Annotated in this window: 13 protein-coding genes; 7 read left to right on the forward strand and 6 right to left on the reverse strand. The window is 63.7% G+C overall.

Annotated elements, in window-relative coordinates:
• Positions 1–38 precede the first annotated feature (38 nt).
• On the forward strand, positions 39–1,670 hold the full coding sequence (gene xseA / locus FJ543_RS20175; protein ID WP_140715558.1) for an exodeoxyribonuclease VII large subunit: 1,632 nt from the start codon (positions 39–41) through the stop codon (positions 1,668–1,670).
• A gap of 4 nt (positions 1,671–1,674) precedes the next feature.
• Positions 1,675–2,793, forward strand: coding sequence for a P1 family peptidase (locus tag FJ543_RS20180; protein ID WP_140715560.1), 1,119 nt, complete (start codon positions 1,675–1,677; stop codon positions 2,791–2,793).
• Positions 2,794–2,857: 64 nt separating this feature from the next.
• Here FJ543_RS20180 and FJ543_RS20185 read toward each other — a convergent pair whose 3' ends face one another.
• From FJ543_RS20185 to FJ543_RS20200, 4 genes are all read right to left on the reverse strand, one after another.
• Positions 2,858–3,109: a DUF768 domain-containing protein gene (locus FJ543_RS20185; RefSeq protein ID WP_015316487.1), complete on the reverse strand. Its 252-nt coding sequence runs from the start codon at positions 3,107–3,109 to the stop codon at positions 2,858–2,860.
• A gap of 400 nt (positions 3,110–3,509) precedes the next feature.
• Positions 3,510–4,199, reverse strand: a complete 690-nt coding sequence (locus FJ543_RS20190; protein ID WP_140614586.1) for an SDR family NAD(P)-dependent oxidoreductase — start codon at positions 4,197–4,199, stop codon at positions 3,510–3,512.
• A 284-nt stretch (positions 4,200–4,483) separates the two neighbouring features.
• Positions 4,484–5,503: an isopenicillin N synthase family oxygenase gene (locus FJ543_RS20195; RefSeq protein WP_140876678.1), complete on the reverse strand. Its 1,020-nt coding sequence runs from the start codon at positions 5,501–5,503 to the stop codon at positions 4,484–4,486.
• A gap of 253 nt (positions 5,504–5,756) precedes the next feature.
• On the reverse strand, positions 5,757–6,797 hold the full coding sequence (locus tag FJ543_RS20200) for an ornithine cyclodeaminase (protein WP_140715564.1): 1,041 nt from the start codon (positions 6,795–6,797) through the stop codon (positions 5,757–5,759).
• A 158-nt stretch (positions 6,798–6,955) separates the two neighbouring features.
• Here FJ543_RS20200 and FJ543_RS20205 point away from each other — a divergent pair, with 158 nt between their 5' ends.
• From FJ543_RS20205 to FJ543_RS20220, 4 genes are read left to right on the forward strand one after another with little or no spacing between them, the layout of a single operon-like run.
• Positions 6,956–7,894, forward strand: a complete 939-nt coding sequence (locus tag FJ543_RS20205; protein WP_140715566.1) for a MurR/RpiR family transcriptional regulator — start codon at positions 6,956–6,958, stop codon at positions 7,892–7,894.
• Positions 7,891–8,538 (forward strand): isochorismatase family cysteine hydrolase, encoded by a 648-nt coding sequence (locus FJ543_RS20210; RefSeq protein ID WP_140660856.1) that lies wholly within the window; start codon positions 7,891–7,893, stop codon positions 8,536–8,538. The genes FJ543_RS20205 and FJ543_RS20210 overlap by 4 nt, the downstream gene beginning before the upstream one ends.
• Entirely contained in the window at positions 8,535–9,857 is a 1,323-nt protein-coding gene (locus tag FJ543_RS20215) for a glutamine synthetase (protein ID WP_140876680.1), read from the forward strand. Before FJ543_RS20210 ends, FJ543_RS20215 begins: the two co-directional genes overlap by 4 nt.
• Positions 9,857–10,654 (forward strand): N-formylglutamate amidohydrolase, encoded by a 798-nt coding sequence (locus tag FJ543_RS20220; RefSeq protein WP_140715572.1) that lies wholly within the window; start codon positions 9,857–9,859, stop codon positions 10,652–10,654. Before FJ543_RS20215 ends, FJ543_RS20220 begins: the two co-directional genes overlap by 1 nt.
• Before the next feature lie 162 nt (positions 10,655–10,816).
• Here FJ543_RS20220 and FJ543_RS20225 read toward each other — a convergent pair whose 3' ends face one another.
• Both FJ543_RS20225 and uxuA read right to left on the reverse strand, forming a co-directional pair.
• Positions 10,817–12,163, reverse strand: a complete 1,347-nt coding sequence (locus FJ543_RS20225; protein ID WP_015316478.1) for an FAD-binding oxidoreductase — start codon at positions 12,161–12,163, stop codon at positions 10,817–10,819.
• Between the two features lie 319 nt (positions 12,164–12,482).
• Positions 12,483–13,667, reverse strand: a complete 1,185-nt coding sequence (gene uxuA, locus FJ543_RS20230) for a mannonate dehydratase (protein ID WP_140660852.1) — start codon at positions 13,665–13,667, stop codon at positions 12,483–12,485.
• Positions 13,668–13,765: 98 nt separating this feature from the next.
• Here uxuA and FJ543_RS20235 point away from each other — a divergent pair, with 98 nt between their 5' ends.
• On the forward strand, positions 13,766–14,551 hold the full coding sequence (locus tag FJ543_RS20235; RefSeq protein WP_140614593.1) for an SDR family oxidoreductase: 786 nt from the start codon (positions 13,766–13,768) through the stop codon (positions 14,549–14,551).
• Positions 14,552–14,625: the final 74 nt, after the last annotated feature.

Here is a 14,625-nt window from a genome sequence, read left to right on the forward strand (position 1 = left end):
GCCTTGACGTCGGCGTCCAACCGGCCCCCAATCGACCGATGAGCGAAGCAGCATCCGAATCACGCACCAACGCCACCGAATACACGGTGAGCGAAATATCAGGCGCGCTGAAGCGCACGGTCGAGGACGTCTTCGGCAATGTGCGGGTGCGCGGCGAAATCTCAGGTTATCGTGGGCCGCATTCCTCCGGCCATGCTTATTTCGCGCTCAAGGACGACCGTGCGCGGCTCGACGCCGTGGTCTGGAAAGGCACGATGAGCCGGCTGAAATTTCGTCCCGAGGAAGGGATGGAGGTGATCGCCACCGGCAAGCTCACCACCTATCCCGGCAAGTCCAATTACCAGATCGTCATCGACAATCTCGAGCCGGCCGGCGCCGGGGCGCTGATGGCGCTGCTGGAGGAACGCAAACGCCGGCTGCAGGCGGAGGGCCTTTTCGATGCGGTGCGCAAACGCCGGCTGCCGTTCATGCCACGCGTCATCGGCGTGGTCACCTCGCCGACCGGCTCGGTCATCCGCGACATCATCCATCGCATCAAGGACCGCTTTCCACTGCATGTGCTGGTCTGGCCCGTGCGGGTTCAAGGCGACACGGCGAGTGCGGAAGTGACCAATGCCGTCACCGGTTTCAACGCGCTGGCATGGGACAGCCCCATTCAGCGCCCCGATCTGCTGATCGTGGCGCGCGGCGGCGGCAGCCTGGAAGATCTGTGGGGCTTCAACGACGAGGCACTCGCCCGCGCGGTCGCCGCCTCGGGCATTCCGGTGATTTCGGCTGTCGGCCACGAAACCGACTGGACGCTGATCGACCTTGTCGCGGATGTGCGGGCGCCGACACCGACGGGCGCGGCCGAAATCGCCGTGCCGGTGAAGGCTGACCTCGAAGCGACGCTGGCCAGCCTCGGCGCGCGGCTCAAGGCCGCCGTCTTGCGCAATTTCGAGCGCAAGCGGCAGGCAGCCCGTGCGGCGGCGCGTGCGATGCCCTCGCCCGATCAATTGCTGGCGCTGCCGCGCCGGCGCCTGGACGAGGCGACATCGAGGCTCGGTCGTGGCCTGATGGTTTCCACCGAGCGCAAGCGGGCGCGATTCTTCGCTGTAAAATTGACGCCGGCAATGCTGTCGCAGCGGATTGCCGAAGCGCGGCGCACCAACGACCGTAGCCTTTTGCGGGCGCAAGGGGCGCTGCGCACTCTGGCCAGAAGCCGGCGCGCGGAGCTCAATCGTGCCGCGGATCAGTTGCCAAAATGCGCCAAGGCATCGCTGCAGCGGCACAGACAGCAATTGGCTTTGCTGCAGGGCCGCATCACGATCGAGCCGACAGCCCGGCGCCAACGTGTGCAGAGGGATCTTCTGACGGCTTTGACGAGACGCGGCGGCCAGGCGATGCTGCTCAGGCTGGAGCGGTTGCGCGGCCGCATCGTCCAGGCCGACCGGCTGATGGCGACGCTTTCGCACAAGGCCGTCCTGGCGCGCGGCTTCGCGCTGGTGAAGGATGCCGACGGCGCGGTCATCAAGCAGGCCGCCGAGGTGGCGTCGGGGATGGCGCTGTCGCTGGAGTTCGCCGATGGCACGGCGGATGCGGTGGCAACCAGTGGCGCGGCGCGGCCAAAGCCCGTGGCCAGACCGGCGGCAAAGGCAAAGGAACCCGGCAATCAGGGATCCTTGTTCTAAGAGCATGATCGACAATCCGCACCATCTGGCAACGCCGTCCGGCAAGCCGCGCGCGCGAAGCTTCGCTATCGGCTTCGACGGAACGCCCGGGCCGTTCAACGCGATCACCGACGTGCCCGGCGTCGCTGTAGGCTATGCGACGCTGATATCGGGCGATGGTCCGCTTATCGTCGGCAAGGGGCCGGTGCGCACCGGCGTGACCGCAATCCTGCCGAGGCCGCGCGCCGAATTGGCCACCCCGGTCTTCGCCGGCATTTTCAGCCAGAACGGCAATGGCGAGATGACCGGCTCGCACATCATCGAGGAAACCGGCGCCTTCAACTTCCCGATCACCATCACCAACACGCATTCCTGCGGTGTTTCGCGTGACGGCACGCTGCGCTGGATGAACCGGGTGCTGCCGGCCGCGATCGACAGCGCCTGGGGGCTGCCGGTGGCGGCGGAGACTTATGACGGATTTCTCAACGACATCAACGGCCACCATCTAACGTCGGAGCACGTCGCCGAAGCCCTTGACGGCGCCGCCGGCGGACCGGTCGAGGAAGGCAGCGTCGGCGGCGGCACCGGCATGATCACCTTCGGCTTCAAGGCAGGGTCCGGCACGGCCTCGCGCATCGTCGCATGGCAGGGGCGCACCTACACGGTCGGCGCCTTCGTGCAGTCGAATTTCGGCAAGCGGCATAATTTCACCATTCGCGGCCTGCGCGCCGGGCCCGAACTCACCGAACCGGCGATCCGCGAAGCCACGTCGCGCGCGGAAAAGGGCTCAATCATCGCCGTCATCGCGACCGACGCGCCTTTCCTGCCGCATCAGATGAAGCGATTGGCGCGCCGTGTGCCGCTCGGCGTCGCCTTGACGGGCGGCTTCGGCTATCACAGTTCGGGCGATATCTTCCTCGCCTTCTCGACGGCTAATCCCGCCGCGGCGCTGGGGTTGTCCGGCCGCATCGCCAGCGCCGATTTCATTCCCGATACAGACATCGACCCGTTCTTCGATGCGGTGATCCAGACGGTGGAGGAATCCATCCTCAACGCTCTTATCGCCAATGACGACATGACTGGGCGCGACGGCAATTTCGTGCCGGCGCTGCCAAAGGCGTGGCTGGAAGAAAAGTTTGGCTGAGAGGGATGGCTGAGACGAAAACGCGGGCCGAAGCCCGCGCGTTTCGAACAGGTTTGACCCGTAGTTATTCCGCGGCTTTGCTTGAGGCCTGCTGGTTTTCGTCGGCCTCGGCCGCTTCCTCGAGCCGGGAAGCGATCAATTCCTGGATGTCGCCGACTTCCTCCTGGATGTCCTCCAGCGGTATGCCGACCTCGGCCGCCTTGGCGGCGCATTCGCGGGCCAACGTCTCGGCCTGCTTCTCGATCCTGGCGTGGGACTGGCAATGGACCTTTTCGCCGATCCATCCCCGCAAGAACTCGATCGCGTGTTCACTCATACTGCTGTTCCCTGGCGGCAAAGCCGGTTGGTAATCATAAGCGTCGGCATCCCGCGAAGGATGCATGTTCCCATTCGAGCCGAGTCGCGGCCAGCCGGCAAGCCGAAGCCGTCCAGGGTCCACAGAGCCGAAGGAAATCGAGGGGTGAAGAACATTTTCTGATTCTGAAGGACTGTACCGTTGGCGGGGTCTTCCCGCTCCGAGCAATTGCTTCTACCTTTTACGGCTTCCAGTCCGTTTCTTAATCTCACTGGCTGTCACTACAGCCGCCTATGACGTTGCGCTTCAAGGCGTGAGCCCGCGAAGCCGCCGCTATATAGTGACATCCACATCCGATGTCGACTCTCCTCAAGGCCCGTGCAGACGAGCCATGCAAAAGTCGCATAGATCGCTGATCCAGTCAGAAATTTTCAACCCACGGCCTGAGTTCCATTTCCCAGGTCCAGGCGCTGCGGTGCTGGCGGTGGATGGCGAGATAGGCCTCTGCGATCGCATCCGGAGACAGCCGGCGATCCTGCGGCCCGGGCTCCTGTCCGGAAGCGGCCGAAGCAATGGCGCCGTCGATGATGAAATGCGCAACGTGGATGTTCTTGGGCGCCAGTTCGCGGGCCATGGATTGCGCCAGCCCGCGCAATCCGAATTTGGGCATCGCAAAGCCGGCGGAGCCGGCGAACCCCTTCACACTTGCTGTCGCTCCGGTGAAGAGGATCGACCCCGCCCCTTGAGCGATCAGCCGGCGGGCCGCCTGTTGAGCTACCAGGAACCCGCCATAGGCCCCGACCAGCAAAGCCTGTCGGACAGCCTCGGGATCGAGTTCGGCTATTGGACCGCGAGCGCGGCCGCCGGCGTTGAAAATCACGAGGGAAAGTGGTCCAGCCTTGTCCGCGATATCGAACAGATGCTCGACCGATGCTGGATCCGAGACATCCGTCGCCACGGCTTGCGCGCCCGTTTGCGCTTGCAAGGCATCGAGCTTCTCGATGTTTCGGGCGGCCAGGACGACATGGAACCCTTCCCTGGCGAGAAGACGCGCGAGCGAGGCGCTCAATCCGGAGCCCGCCCCGGCAATCACGGCGACGTTGGATGTCATGAGATCCTCTCCTCTTCCAGTGATTGCAACCGCCGGCGGATGTTGAACTCTGCCGGATCGGCTCCGCACCGGCAACACGCAGGGCGGAAAGAAAAACGGCCGGGCGCGAAACGGCCCGGCCAAAAAAGAAGGTCATAACCTTCAGAGGGGAACACCGCTCGGTGAAATGGGAGGAAAACACCGAACGGTTTTTCCTTTTTGAGCCGATTCCCCGACGAATACGACGAATGATTTTCTAAGAATCGGTCGGGATGGCAAAAATCCCGTTCTTTCTCGTCCAAGACTCAGCCGGCCCGGCTTTCCGGCTCGAGCAGATCCACATAATGGCGCCGAGCGACGTCGGGATGCGAGCGCAGCCGGCTTTTCAGCACATTGGTTCCGACATCGCGAAACAGCGGATTGTCCGGATCGCTGGCCGGCCCGCGCGCCTGCGCCGCCAGATCCTCGGAAAGGCTAAGCAGCGGTATCGTCGCATCGAGCCTGGCGCTGAAGAAGAACGGCACCGAAATGCGTTCAATGCCGGCCGCCGGCGTCACGACACGATGCACGGTCGCCCGCAAATAGCCGTTTGAGGCCAGTTCGAGCAATTCGCCGATGTTGACGACGAGCGTACCGGGAATGGGGTCCACATCCACCCAGCTTCCGTCATAGTCGACCTGCAGCCCCTTATTGTCATCCTGAAGCAACAACGTCAGGAAACCGCCATCCTTGTGCGCGCCGACACCCTGGTCATCGCCGGTCGCCTCTCGGCCGGGATAGCGCACGATTTTCATGCGGTGGTTTGGCTGCTCGCGGTAGATCGGGTCGAAAGCGTCCTCGGGTTGATCGAGCGACAGCGCGAAGGCTTTCAACAGCCTGATGGCCACTGCTGTTGCCTTGGCCTGCCATGCCAGCAGGGCGGGTTTGAGTTCCGGCAACGCAGCGGGCCACTGGTTCGGCCCCTGCAGCCGCGTCCAGGCGGGAATTCCTGGCCCTTGCGCTATGGGCTGACGCTCGACGCCGATGTCGAGCTGTTCGCGCCAATCGGGCTTGCCCTTGGTCAGCTCGCCGCCGGCGCGGGTATAGCCACGGAACTGCGAGGATTTGACCATTTCGATCGCGAGCTTGTCGGCCTCGGCCAAGGCAAAGAAGCGGCGCGACGCGGTGAGCACTTCACTGATTTCCGCCCACGAAATGCCATGTCCGGCCAGGTAGAAAAAGCCGATGTCGCGCGACGCGGAACGCAGATCCGCCAGAAATGTCCGGCGTTCCGACGCGCCTTGTTCAAAGCGGCTCAAGTCGAGCACGGGTACTATTCTGGGCATATCAGGCTCCTTTCCCGGCTTTGTGCGGATGTTACCGTCCGCAAACCGGGACTGTTGGACAGGCGTGCACTTTTCGGCGGTCACACCCGCCAAGAATGCATGCAAGTGTCATCGACTCCAGATTGCCAAGAAAGAAACGATCGGCCCTTCAAGCCCGCCGCGATGAACAATTTTTGCGCGCGCGCCGGCAAGCTGACAATGACCGCGATCATTCCGGCGGATACGGACCGCCAGCAGGCGCGCGACCTCCACGCTATTGCGCTGCCCTGAGCAGCATGCCGAACAGGTCGCGTGGCTCGTCGGGGTCGGCGAGCATATCGAGCTCCTGGTACAGGCCGGTCGACCTCAGTTGATCCCTGACATAGCGCAACGCCGAAAAGTCCTCGATAGCGAAACCCACCGAATCGAACAGCGTGATCTGGCCGGCGTCGCGCCGGCCCTCAACGGCGCCGGTGACCACCTGCCACAGCTCAGTCACCCGATGATCCGGCGCGAGCTGCTGGATCTCGCCTTCGATGCGGGTCTGCGGCGGGTATTCGACGAAAATGTCGGAGCGCAGCAGGATGTCGCGGTGCAGTTCGGTCTTGCCGGGGCAGTCGCCGCCAACGGCGTTGATATGTACGCCCGAGCCGATCATGTTGTCGGTCAGGATGGTGGCGTACTGCTTGTCGGCGGTGACGGTGGTGATGATGTCCGCACCCTCAACCGCTTCCTGCGCGCTCGTGCAGGCCGTCATGTCGAAGCCGAGGCCGGCGAGATTGTGAATGCATTTCTGTGTTGCCGAACGGTCGATGTCGTAAAGCCGCAGCCTGTCGACGCCGAGCAGTGCCTTGAAGGCCAGCGCCTGGAACTCAGCCTGGGCGCCGTTGCCTATCAGCGCCATGCAGCAGGACTCGGCCGGCGCCAAGTGCTTCGCGGCAAGGGCCGACATGGCCGCCGTGCGCAGTGCGGTCAGAATGGTCATCTCGGACAGCAACACGGGATAGCCGTTGTGGACGTCGGCCAGCATGCCGAAGGCAGTCACGGTCTGGCGGCCCTCGCGCATGTTCTTGGGATGACCATTGACATATTTGAAACCATAGACCTCGCCGTCGCTGGTCGGCATCAGCTCGATAACGCCCTCGGCGCTGTGCGAAGCGACGCGCGGGGTCTTGTCGAACAGCTCCCAGCGGCGGAAGTCGTCCTCGATATAGCCGGCGAGCTCAACCAGGAACCGCTCGACGCCGATCCTGAGCACGAGCTTCATCATATTGTCGACGCTGACGAACGGCACGATGTTGAGATTGGGTATCATTTGTTCCTTGCCGGTACACCAGTCAGCCCTGGCGATGCGGGTTGTACGCCTTCATCATCGTCGGCAGTCTCGGAAAGTATGTCAATACCTCTTCATTATTGACCATAATTAAAATATCTGAAATAGACTCGACACAGCATATATTTCAGGGGAGGCCTATGGCGATACGCGATGTTCTGATGCGCGGGGATCTGGCGCTGACGCCGTCGGAAGAGAAGATCGTCAGGCTGCTGCTGACGGACTATCCGACCTCGGGCCTCGGTACCGCATCGTCGCTTGCGCGACGCGCCGGCGTCAGCGATCCCACTGTTGTCCGGCTGGTCGTCAAGCTCGGCTATGAAGGGTTCCCGGACTTTCAGGCAAAGCTGCTCGCCGAGGTCGAGGCCAGGCTGCATTCGCCGCTGTTGATGATGGAGACCAAGCGGCAAAGCGGTTCCAGCGACAGCGCGGTGCTTGCCTATCTCGATTCCGTTACCACGGCCCTGCAGAAAGCCACCGCGGCGACACCGGTCCAGACCTACGAGCGTGCCGCCCGCCTTTTGATGGAGGCCAAGGGCGAAATCTTGCTGGTCGGCGGCCGGTTCAGCCGCCACATCGCCGGGATGCTGGCTGGATATCTCGTGCAGTTCCGCACCGGGGTCCGCGATCTCGGCGTGCTCTCTCCGCAGTCGTTCGACACGCTGGCCGACCTCGGTCGTCGCGACGTGCTCGTCGTCTTCGACTATCGCCGCTACCAGTTCGACGTGATGGCCTATGCGCGCCAAGCCGCCGCGCTCGATGTACGCATTCTTCTGTTCACCGACCAATGGCTGTCACCGATATCGGATCTTGCCGAAGTCACGATCGTCAGCCCGCTCGAAGTCGCCTCGCCCTATGACACGCTGGCGCCGGCGATCGCACAGATGGAGGCGCTGACGGCCCAGATCGTTTCAACGCTGGGCGACGACGCTCGGGCTCGCATCGAGAGGATCGAGAAAGTGCGGCACGCCAATGCGGTGACGCTCGACAGCGATGCGGAAGGGAGCGGCATGCGCAAGACATCAGGACCGCGCAAGATACCTGGACCCAAAGCAGCAAAGCAGGACGAGAAGGCATGACCCAAGCCCTACCCAAGCGAGACGAAGCTTTTCGTACCGGCGAGACAGCGCTGCTGCTGGTCGACATGCAACGCATCTGGTTGGAGCCGGGTGCCGATCCTTCGCATCCAGAACGCGGACCCGATCATTATTTCTACCGGCAGACATGCTCGCAGACGATCCCCAACCAGGAGCGCCTGCTGGCGGCGGCGAGGGCCAATGGCGTCGAAGTGCTGCACACCATCATCCAGAGCCTGACCGAAGACGGCCGCGACCGCTCGCTTGACCACAAGCTGACGCCGATCCATGTTGCGCCCAGCCTCCCCGAAGGCCTGCCAGTGCCATCGCTGGCGCCAGTCGGCGACGAGATCACGCTGCCGAAAACCTCGTCGGGCATCTTCAACTCGACCAATGTCGACTACCTGCTGAAAAACCTTGGCATCCGCTATCTCGTCGTGGTCGGCGTGCTGACCGACCAGTGCGTCGACATGACAGTGCGCGACGGCGCCGACCGCGGCTATCTCGTCACCTGCGTATCGGATGCCTGCGCCACCATTACCCAGGAGCGCCACGACATCGCGCTGAAGGCCTTTGGCGGCTATTGCTGGGTCACGGACACCGACACCGTCGTCGACCGCTTCAACGCTCTGGGAAAAAAGGCATGACATCTGCCGTCGAGCCTCTCGTCGCCGTCGTCACCACGGATCTCTCCGCCATTACGCGGGGCCGCTTCGTGGTCGAAAGTAGATTGCAAAAGACCGCCGCGACAGGGGTCGGCTGGCTGCAGGCCAATCTGTCGATGACGCCGTTCAATTCGATCGTCGATCCCAATCCCTGGGGTTCGTCCGGTGACCTTCGGCTGATCCCGGATCTCAAGGCGCGCTTCCGCACCGAGCGGACGGGATCGGCGACGCCCTTCGACATGGTGGCCGGCGACATCGTCGAGCTCGATGGCAGCCCGTGGCTTGGCTGCACGCGGACCATGCTCCGGGATGCGCTGGCGGAATTGAAGGCGGCCACCGGCCTTTCCGTCATCGCCGCCTTCGAGCACGAATTCAACATTGCCGGCGGCAGCTTCGCGCCGGCACATTCGATGTCCTTTGCCGCCCTGCGCCGCACCGACCCGTTCGCCCCCAATCTGATGGCGGCACTCGAAGAGGCAGGTGTCGGCCCCGAAGTGGTCATCGCCGAATTCGGCAGTGAGCAATTCGAAGTGACGCACGAGCCGGCCGATGCGCTCACGGCAGCAGATCGCGCCGTCGCCATCCGCGAAATCACGCGCGAAGTGGCACGCAATGCCGGCTGGCGCGCGAGCTTCGCGCCCAAGGTCGCCCCGGATGCCGTCGGCAACGGCGTGCACATCCATTTCAGCTTCGTCGACGAAGCCGACAAGCCGGCAACTTACGATCCGGCGCGTCCCGGAGGCCTGTCCGCCAAGGCTGGCGCCTTCTGCGCCGGCGTGCTGCGCCATCTGCCTGCGATGACCGCCATGACGGCGTCGAGCGTGTCGTCCTTCTATCGCCTTAAGCCGCACAGCTGGAGTTCGTCCTACACCTGGCTCGCCGACCGCGACCGCGAGGCGTCGCTCCGCATCTGTCCGACGGTGACGATCGGCGGACGCGATCCGGCACGGCAGTATAATGTCGAGTACCGGGCGGCCGACGCCACCGGCAATCCCTATCTGTCGCTGGCGGCGATCATCCGCGCCGGGCTGGAGGGGCTGAAGGCGGACTTGCCATCACCGCCGCTGGTCACTGGCGACCCGACGCTGATGAGCGAGACGGAACGGGCGGAACTCGGTCTGGTGCGGCTTCCCGAGACCTTGCCGGCGGCACTGGATGCGCTCCTGGCCGACAAGACCGTTACGGGATGGTTCGCCCCGATCTTCATCGAGACCTTCGTCGGGTTGAAGCAGCATGAAGCCGAGCGCCTGGCAGGCCTTGATCCGGCTGCCATCTGCGATCTCTACCGGACGCTTTATTGATGACTGCGCAGGCCGAAAAAAGCTCGCGCCCTCAAGGAGATTGGCCCGAAGCCGTCGAGGTGCTCAACGAGCATGGCCGTTGCGAGATCGTGCTGCTGTGCGAGCATGCGTCCAACCATATGCCGGCGGAGTACCGCCGGCTCGGGCTCGATGCCAGTCATCTGCAGCGCCACATCGCATGGGACATCGGCGCCGCGGAGGTGACGCGCCTGTTATCGGCACGGCTTGATGCAGCGGCCTTTCTCAGCGGCTATTCCCGACTGCTGATCGATCTCAACCGGCCACTGGGCAGCCTGGGCAGCATTCCGGTGCTGTCGGAAGACACTGACATTCCCGGCAATGCCGGCGTCGACGGAGCGGAACGAGACCGGCGCGCGGAAATCATGTTTTCGCCGTTCCATGAGCGGGTGGCCGCGCACCTCGATCGCCGTGTGGCCGAGGGCCGGCCGACGCGGATCGTGACGATCCATTCCTTCACACCGGTGTTCCTGGGTGTCGCCAGGCCTTGGCATGCGGGTGTGCTGCATGGTCATGCAGCCGATCTCGCAGCGGCGATCCTTTCGGGCCTGCGCACCGACGCCGCACTCAACGTCGCGGCCAACGTACCCTATGTGATCAGCCGCGATGCCGACTACGCCGTACCCATCCATGGCGATGATCGCGGCATCCCCGCCGTCCTTGTCGAGATCAGGCAGGACTTGTTGTCGACACGGTCGGGCATCAAGGAATGGGCGGACCGGCTGGCGGCGGCGCTGCCGGCGCACGAGACGGAGGCATCTCAGCCGGTGCGGAGGTGACGCCGCGACCACGGCGCAGGTCGGCAAGCCGCGCTTCTCGCCATCAGCGCGGCGCTCGCGTGAGCGGGGAACGGTCCGGTCCAAATGGACAACCTCTCGAAAGCTTACAATCAGGTCGCCCGACCTGACCTGCCGCCCCAACCGGCGTCAGGGCAATTTCGCCTAAAGCGATGGTCCCATCCGGATAGGGCTGCCGTCGCTGAACCGGGATTGACGGAACCTGTGAAGGTTGTGCCCAGTCTCGTTGCCCTGGATCAAGTCGGACAGGACGCGGCCCATGCCAGGCCCTATGCCGAAGCCATGGCCGCTCATCCCGGTGGCGATGACGAGGCCATCGACCGTCACGGCGCGATCGACCACAGGCACGACATCCGGCATCGCATCTATCATGCCGGCCCAGCTTGCCCTGAGCGGCACCGCCTCGAATTGCGGAAAAAGCGCCTTGAACCCATGATCGATGGCGCGAAGGGCCCTGGGTTCCGGGGCAGGATTGAGAACGCGCATGCGTTCGAACGGGCTTTCCTTGTCGGCATCCCATTTGCGCGGGGTGGACCAGCTGTCCGGATATGCACGCGGCGCCGCCGGCAGGTAGCGCGTGCCGAAAGGATTTGCCTTCAGGGCAGGCAGGTATTTCGGTGCGTGACGCAATGCATCCGGCCCGACATAGAGCAGGTGGCTGCCTCCCGCCGCGAGCGTGTACCCGCCGTCCTTTCTACGCCGGAAGGCGATGCGTTCGTCCGCGGCAGCGCCGGCATGGATTTCTGGCATAGGCGCGGTCGCCGCGACGGTCGTGCGGACACTGAGCTGCGGGATCGAGACGCCATGCGCGCGCAGGAACAGCGACGTCCAGGCGCCGCTGGCGACAAGCACGTTCGAGGTGGCGATGCGGCCTCGTTCGGTCCAGACACCGCTGATACGCCCTGCTGAGATGTCGAGCATGCGTGCCGCACAGTTCTCGATGATTGTGACACCCTGGCGAGCGGCCAGGCGGGCAAGCGCCGGCACGGCGACCCAGGGCTCGGCACGCATGTCCGACGGCGTGGTCATGGCGCCCTTGAAGGGGCGTGACATGGCCGGGATCAGCTTGGCGGTCTCGCCCTGGTCGAGGAGGCGCGTGTCGACGCCATGGGCCTCGGCGATCTTCAGGAACTTGGCGAAACCGGCCATCTCCTTGTCGGTCCGCGCAAGATAGGTCACGCCCGTCTGCGTCAAGCCTATGTCCTCGCCGCACTCCTCGGCCAGTTGGCGCCAGAGACGCTGCGCTTCGATGACGATGGGCAATTCGTCCGCGTCGCGGCCCTGCTGGCGAATCCAGCCCCAATTGCGCGAGGACTGCTCCGCGGCGATGCGTCCCTTCTCCAGCAAGGTCACAGGTATGTTGCGACGGGCCAGGAACAAGGCTGCGGTCACGCCGATGATGCCACCGCCGACAATGACCACATCCGACGTCTTCGGCAGCGGCGCCTGGAACTGGATCGGACTGGCTTCGGTGAAAGGGAAGATCGTCAAAGGACTGTCCTTTTCTCATAAGCGTGCCCCGCGCCGATGGCTGGTCCCAGTGGCGCGAAAGTCGCCCGCTTTCATCGGACACTGGCCAAGCATGAAGTGCGCCGACGAGCACTACACGACCGGCCTCGAAAATTTGCGTGCCAGCTCGATGAAATTGTTGACCACCCGTCGAGGCCACTTCTCGTCGCAGGGCAGCCCCGGCTTCATCGACAATCGGGTGGCTAGGGCACGCGGATGCCGGACGAAGCGAAGCGCTCGCTCAGACCTGTCGCGACATTCCGGCGGAAGATCGCAAACGTTAGCTTGCCGCCCGATGGCTTCAGGCCAGCCCGAACCGCTCCACCGCACGCATGATGCCGCGCAGCTCCGCCAGGCCTTTCAGCCGGCCGATGAGCGAATAGCCGGGGTTGATCTTCTTCTTGCCGATGTCGTCGGCAAGCAGATGGCCATGATCGGGCCGCATCGGAATTTGCCAGTCGGCTCGGCCTTCTCCGCGACGGCGCTTCTCTTCCTGCATCAAAGCGAGGATGACATGCGCCATGTCCGTGCCGCCCTCGAGATGCTCGGCCTCGTAGAACGAACCGTCCTCCTCGATGGTGATGTTGCGCAGATGGACGAAATGGATGCGGTCGGCGAATTCCTTGACCATGGCGACAATGTCGTTGTCGGCGCGCGTACCGTAGGAGCCGGTGCAGAAGGTCAAACCATTGGCCGGGCTGCCGACCGTCTCGAGGATGAAACGCGCATCCTCGGCCGTCGAAACGACGCGCGGCAGGCCATAAAGCGAGAAGGGCGGATCGTCGGGGTGGATGCACATACGCACACCCGCCTCTTCGGCCGCCGGGATGATCTCGCGCAGGAACCAGGCAAGATTGTCGCGCAGTTCCTTAGGCCCAATCGCGTCGTATTCCGCCAGCGCCTCGCGGAAACTGTCCCTGTTATAGCTACGCTCGGTAGCCGGCAGGCCGGCGATCAGATTGCGCTCGATCTGGCCGATCTGCTCCGGTGTCAGCGCCTTCAGGCGCTCCTCGGCCTGGGCAATACGTGACGGCGTATAGCTTGCCGCGCCGTTCTTGCGCTGCAAGACAAAGAGATCATAGGCAGCGAAGTCGATGGCGTCGAAGCGCAAGGCATAACCGGTCGTCGGCAGCCGGTAGGCCAGGTCGGTGCGAGTCCAGTCGACCACAGGCATGAAATTATAGCAGATCGTCTGGATTCCGGCCTTCGCGAGCGCGCGGATGCTGTCGCGATAATAGCCGGCATAGCGCTCGCGCTCCGGCGCGCCGATCTTGAAGGAATTGTGAACCGGAATGCTCTCGACGACCGACCAGGTCAACCCAGCCGCCTCGATGATGCGCTTGCGTTCGAGCACATCGGCCTCAGGCCAGGCCCTGCCATCATAGATATGGTGAAGCGCTGAAACCACGCCGGTGGCGCCAGCCTGTTTGACATGTTCAAGCGTCACCGGATCATCGGGACCGTACCAACGCCAACACTGTTCCATTGCCACTTCCTTTCTGCGAGAGACCGGCAACCTATTGTTTGACCACGATGAGTGTCAAACTAAGAGCCGGTTTCGATAGCAATGAAGGAGCTTCCGCAATGAAGGATTTTGACGGCAAGGTGGCATTGGTGACAGGAACGACCGGTATCGGCCTGGCAGCCGCCAAACGCCTGGCGGCTGGGGGCGCCGCGATCGTCGCCTGCGGGATCGACAGCGCGGCCAACGCCGCCATGCAGGAAAGCCTCGCCAAGTCCGGAGCCGATGCGCTGGTGCAAACGGTTGACGTCTCCGTTTCCGAGCAGGTTCGCGACGCGGTCGTGGCCGGCGTGGCGAAATTCGGCGGCATAGACGTCATCGTCAATTCGGCGGCGGTGCATCCCTACGGAACGGCGACGACAACCGACTGGGAAACGTGGAACCGCGCTATGACGGTCAATGTCGGCTCGATCTATCTGACCGCCCATTTCGGCATCCCGGAAATGATCAAGCGTGGCGGCGGCGCCATCGTCAACGTCGCTTCGGTGCAGGGCTTCGCCTGTCAGCAGAACGTTGCCGCCTATGCCACGACCAAGGGCGCCATTCATACGCTGACGCGTTCGCTGGCACTCGACTATGCCGCGTCCGGCATAAGGGTCAATTCGGTCAGCCCGGGCTCGATCCGCACACCGATCCTCGAAAAGGCCGCGCGTGGCGACGGCGGCAGCGATGCCGACGTGGAAGAGGCCTACAGGCGCTTCGGCGCGGCCCATCCGCTCGGCCGCATCGGGGAACCGGAGGAAGTGGCGGAACTCATCGCTTTCCTGTGCTCGTCGAAGGCCGGCTTCTGCACAGGCGCCGACTACAAGATAGATGGCGGCCTCACCGCCGGCATCGGCGTGAAGTAAGACCGTGAAGATCGATCTCGAGACCCAATCGGGAGTGGTGCATTAACGCAGCCAGTTCGGAACAATCTTTTTTG

This window comes from Mesorhizobium sp. B2-5-7 (assembly GCF_006440875.1).
GTDB classification, from domain to species: Bacteria; Pseudomonadota; Alphaproteobacteria; order Rhizobiales; family Rhizobiaceae; genus Mesorhizobium; species Mesorhizobium australicum.

Excerpts from the sequence above, each read along its gene's own strand:
- FJ543_RS20190 (WP_140614586.1), bottom strand. The coding sequence starts at position 4,199 with ATGACATCCAACGTCGCCGTGATTGCCGGGGCGGGCTCCGGATTGAGC.
- FJ543_RS20180 (WP_140715560.1), top strand. The coding sequence starts at position 1,675 with ATGATCGACAATCCGCACCATCTGGCAACGCCGTCCGGCAAGCCGCGC.
- FJ543_RS20210 (WP_140660856.1), top strand. The coding sequence starts at position 7,891 with ATGACCCAAGCCCTACCCAAGCGAGACGAAGCTTTTCGTACCGGCGAG.
- FJ543_RS20185 (WP_015316487.1), bottom strand. The coding sequence starts at position 3,109 with ATGAGTGAACACGCGATCGAGTTCTTGCGGGGATGGATCGGCGAAAAG.
- xseA (WP_140715558.1), top strand. The coding sequence starts at position 39 with ATGAGCGAAGCAGCATCCGAATCACGCACCAACGCCACCGAATACACG.
- uxuA (WP_140660852.1), bottom strand. The coding sequence starts at position 13,667 with ATGGAACAGTGTTGGCGTTGGTACGGTCCCGATGATCCGGTGACGCTT.
- FJ543_RS20200 (WP_140715564.1), bottom strand. The coding sequence starts at position 6,797 with ATGATACCCAATCTCAACATCGTGCCGTTCGTCAGCGTCGACAATATG.
- FJ543_RS20220 (WP_140715572.1), top strand. The coding sequence starts at position 9,857 with ATGACTGCGCAGGCCGAAAAAAGCTCGCGCCCTCAAGGAGATTGGCCC.
- FJ543_RS20195 (WP_140876678.1), bottom strand. The coding sequence starts at position 5,503 with ATGCCCAGAATAGTACCCGTGCTCGACTTGAGCCGCTTTGAACAAGGC.
- FJ543_RS20205 (WP_140715566.1), top strand. The coding sequence starts at position 6,956 with ATGGCGATACGCGATGTTCTGATGCGCGGGGATCTGGCGCTGACGCCG.
- FJ543_RS20235 (WP_140614593.1), top strand. The coding sequence starts at position 13,766 with ATGAAGGATTTTGACGGCAAGGTGGCATTGGTGACAGGAACGACCGGT.
- FJ543_RS20215 (WP_140876680.1), top strand. The coding sequence starts at position 8,535 with ATGACATCTGCCGTCGAGCCTCTCGTCGCCGTCGTCACCACGGATCTC.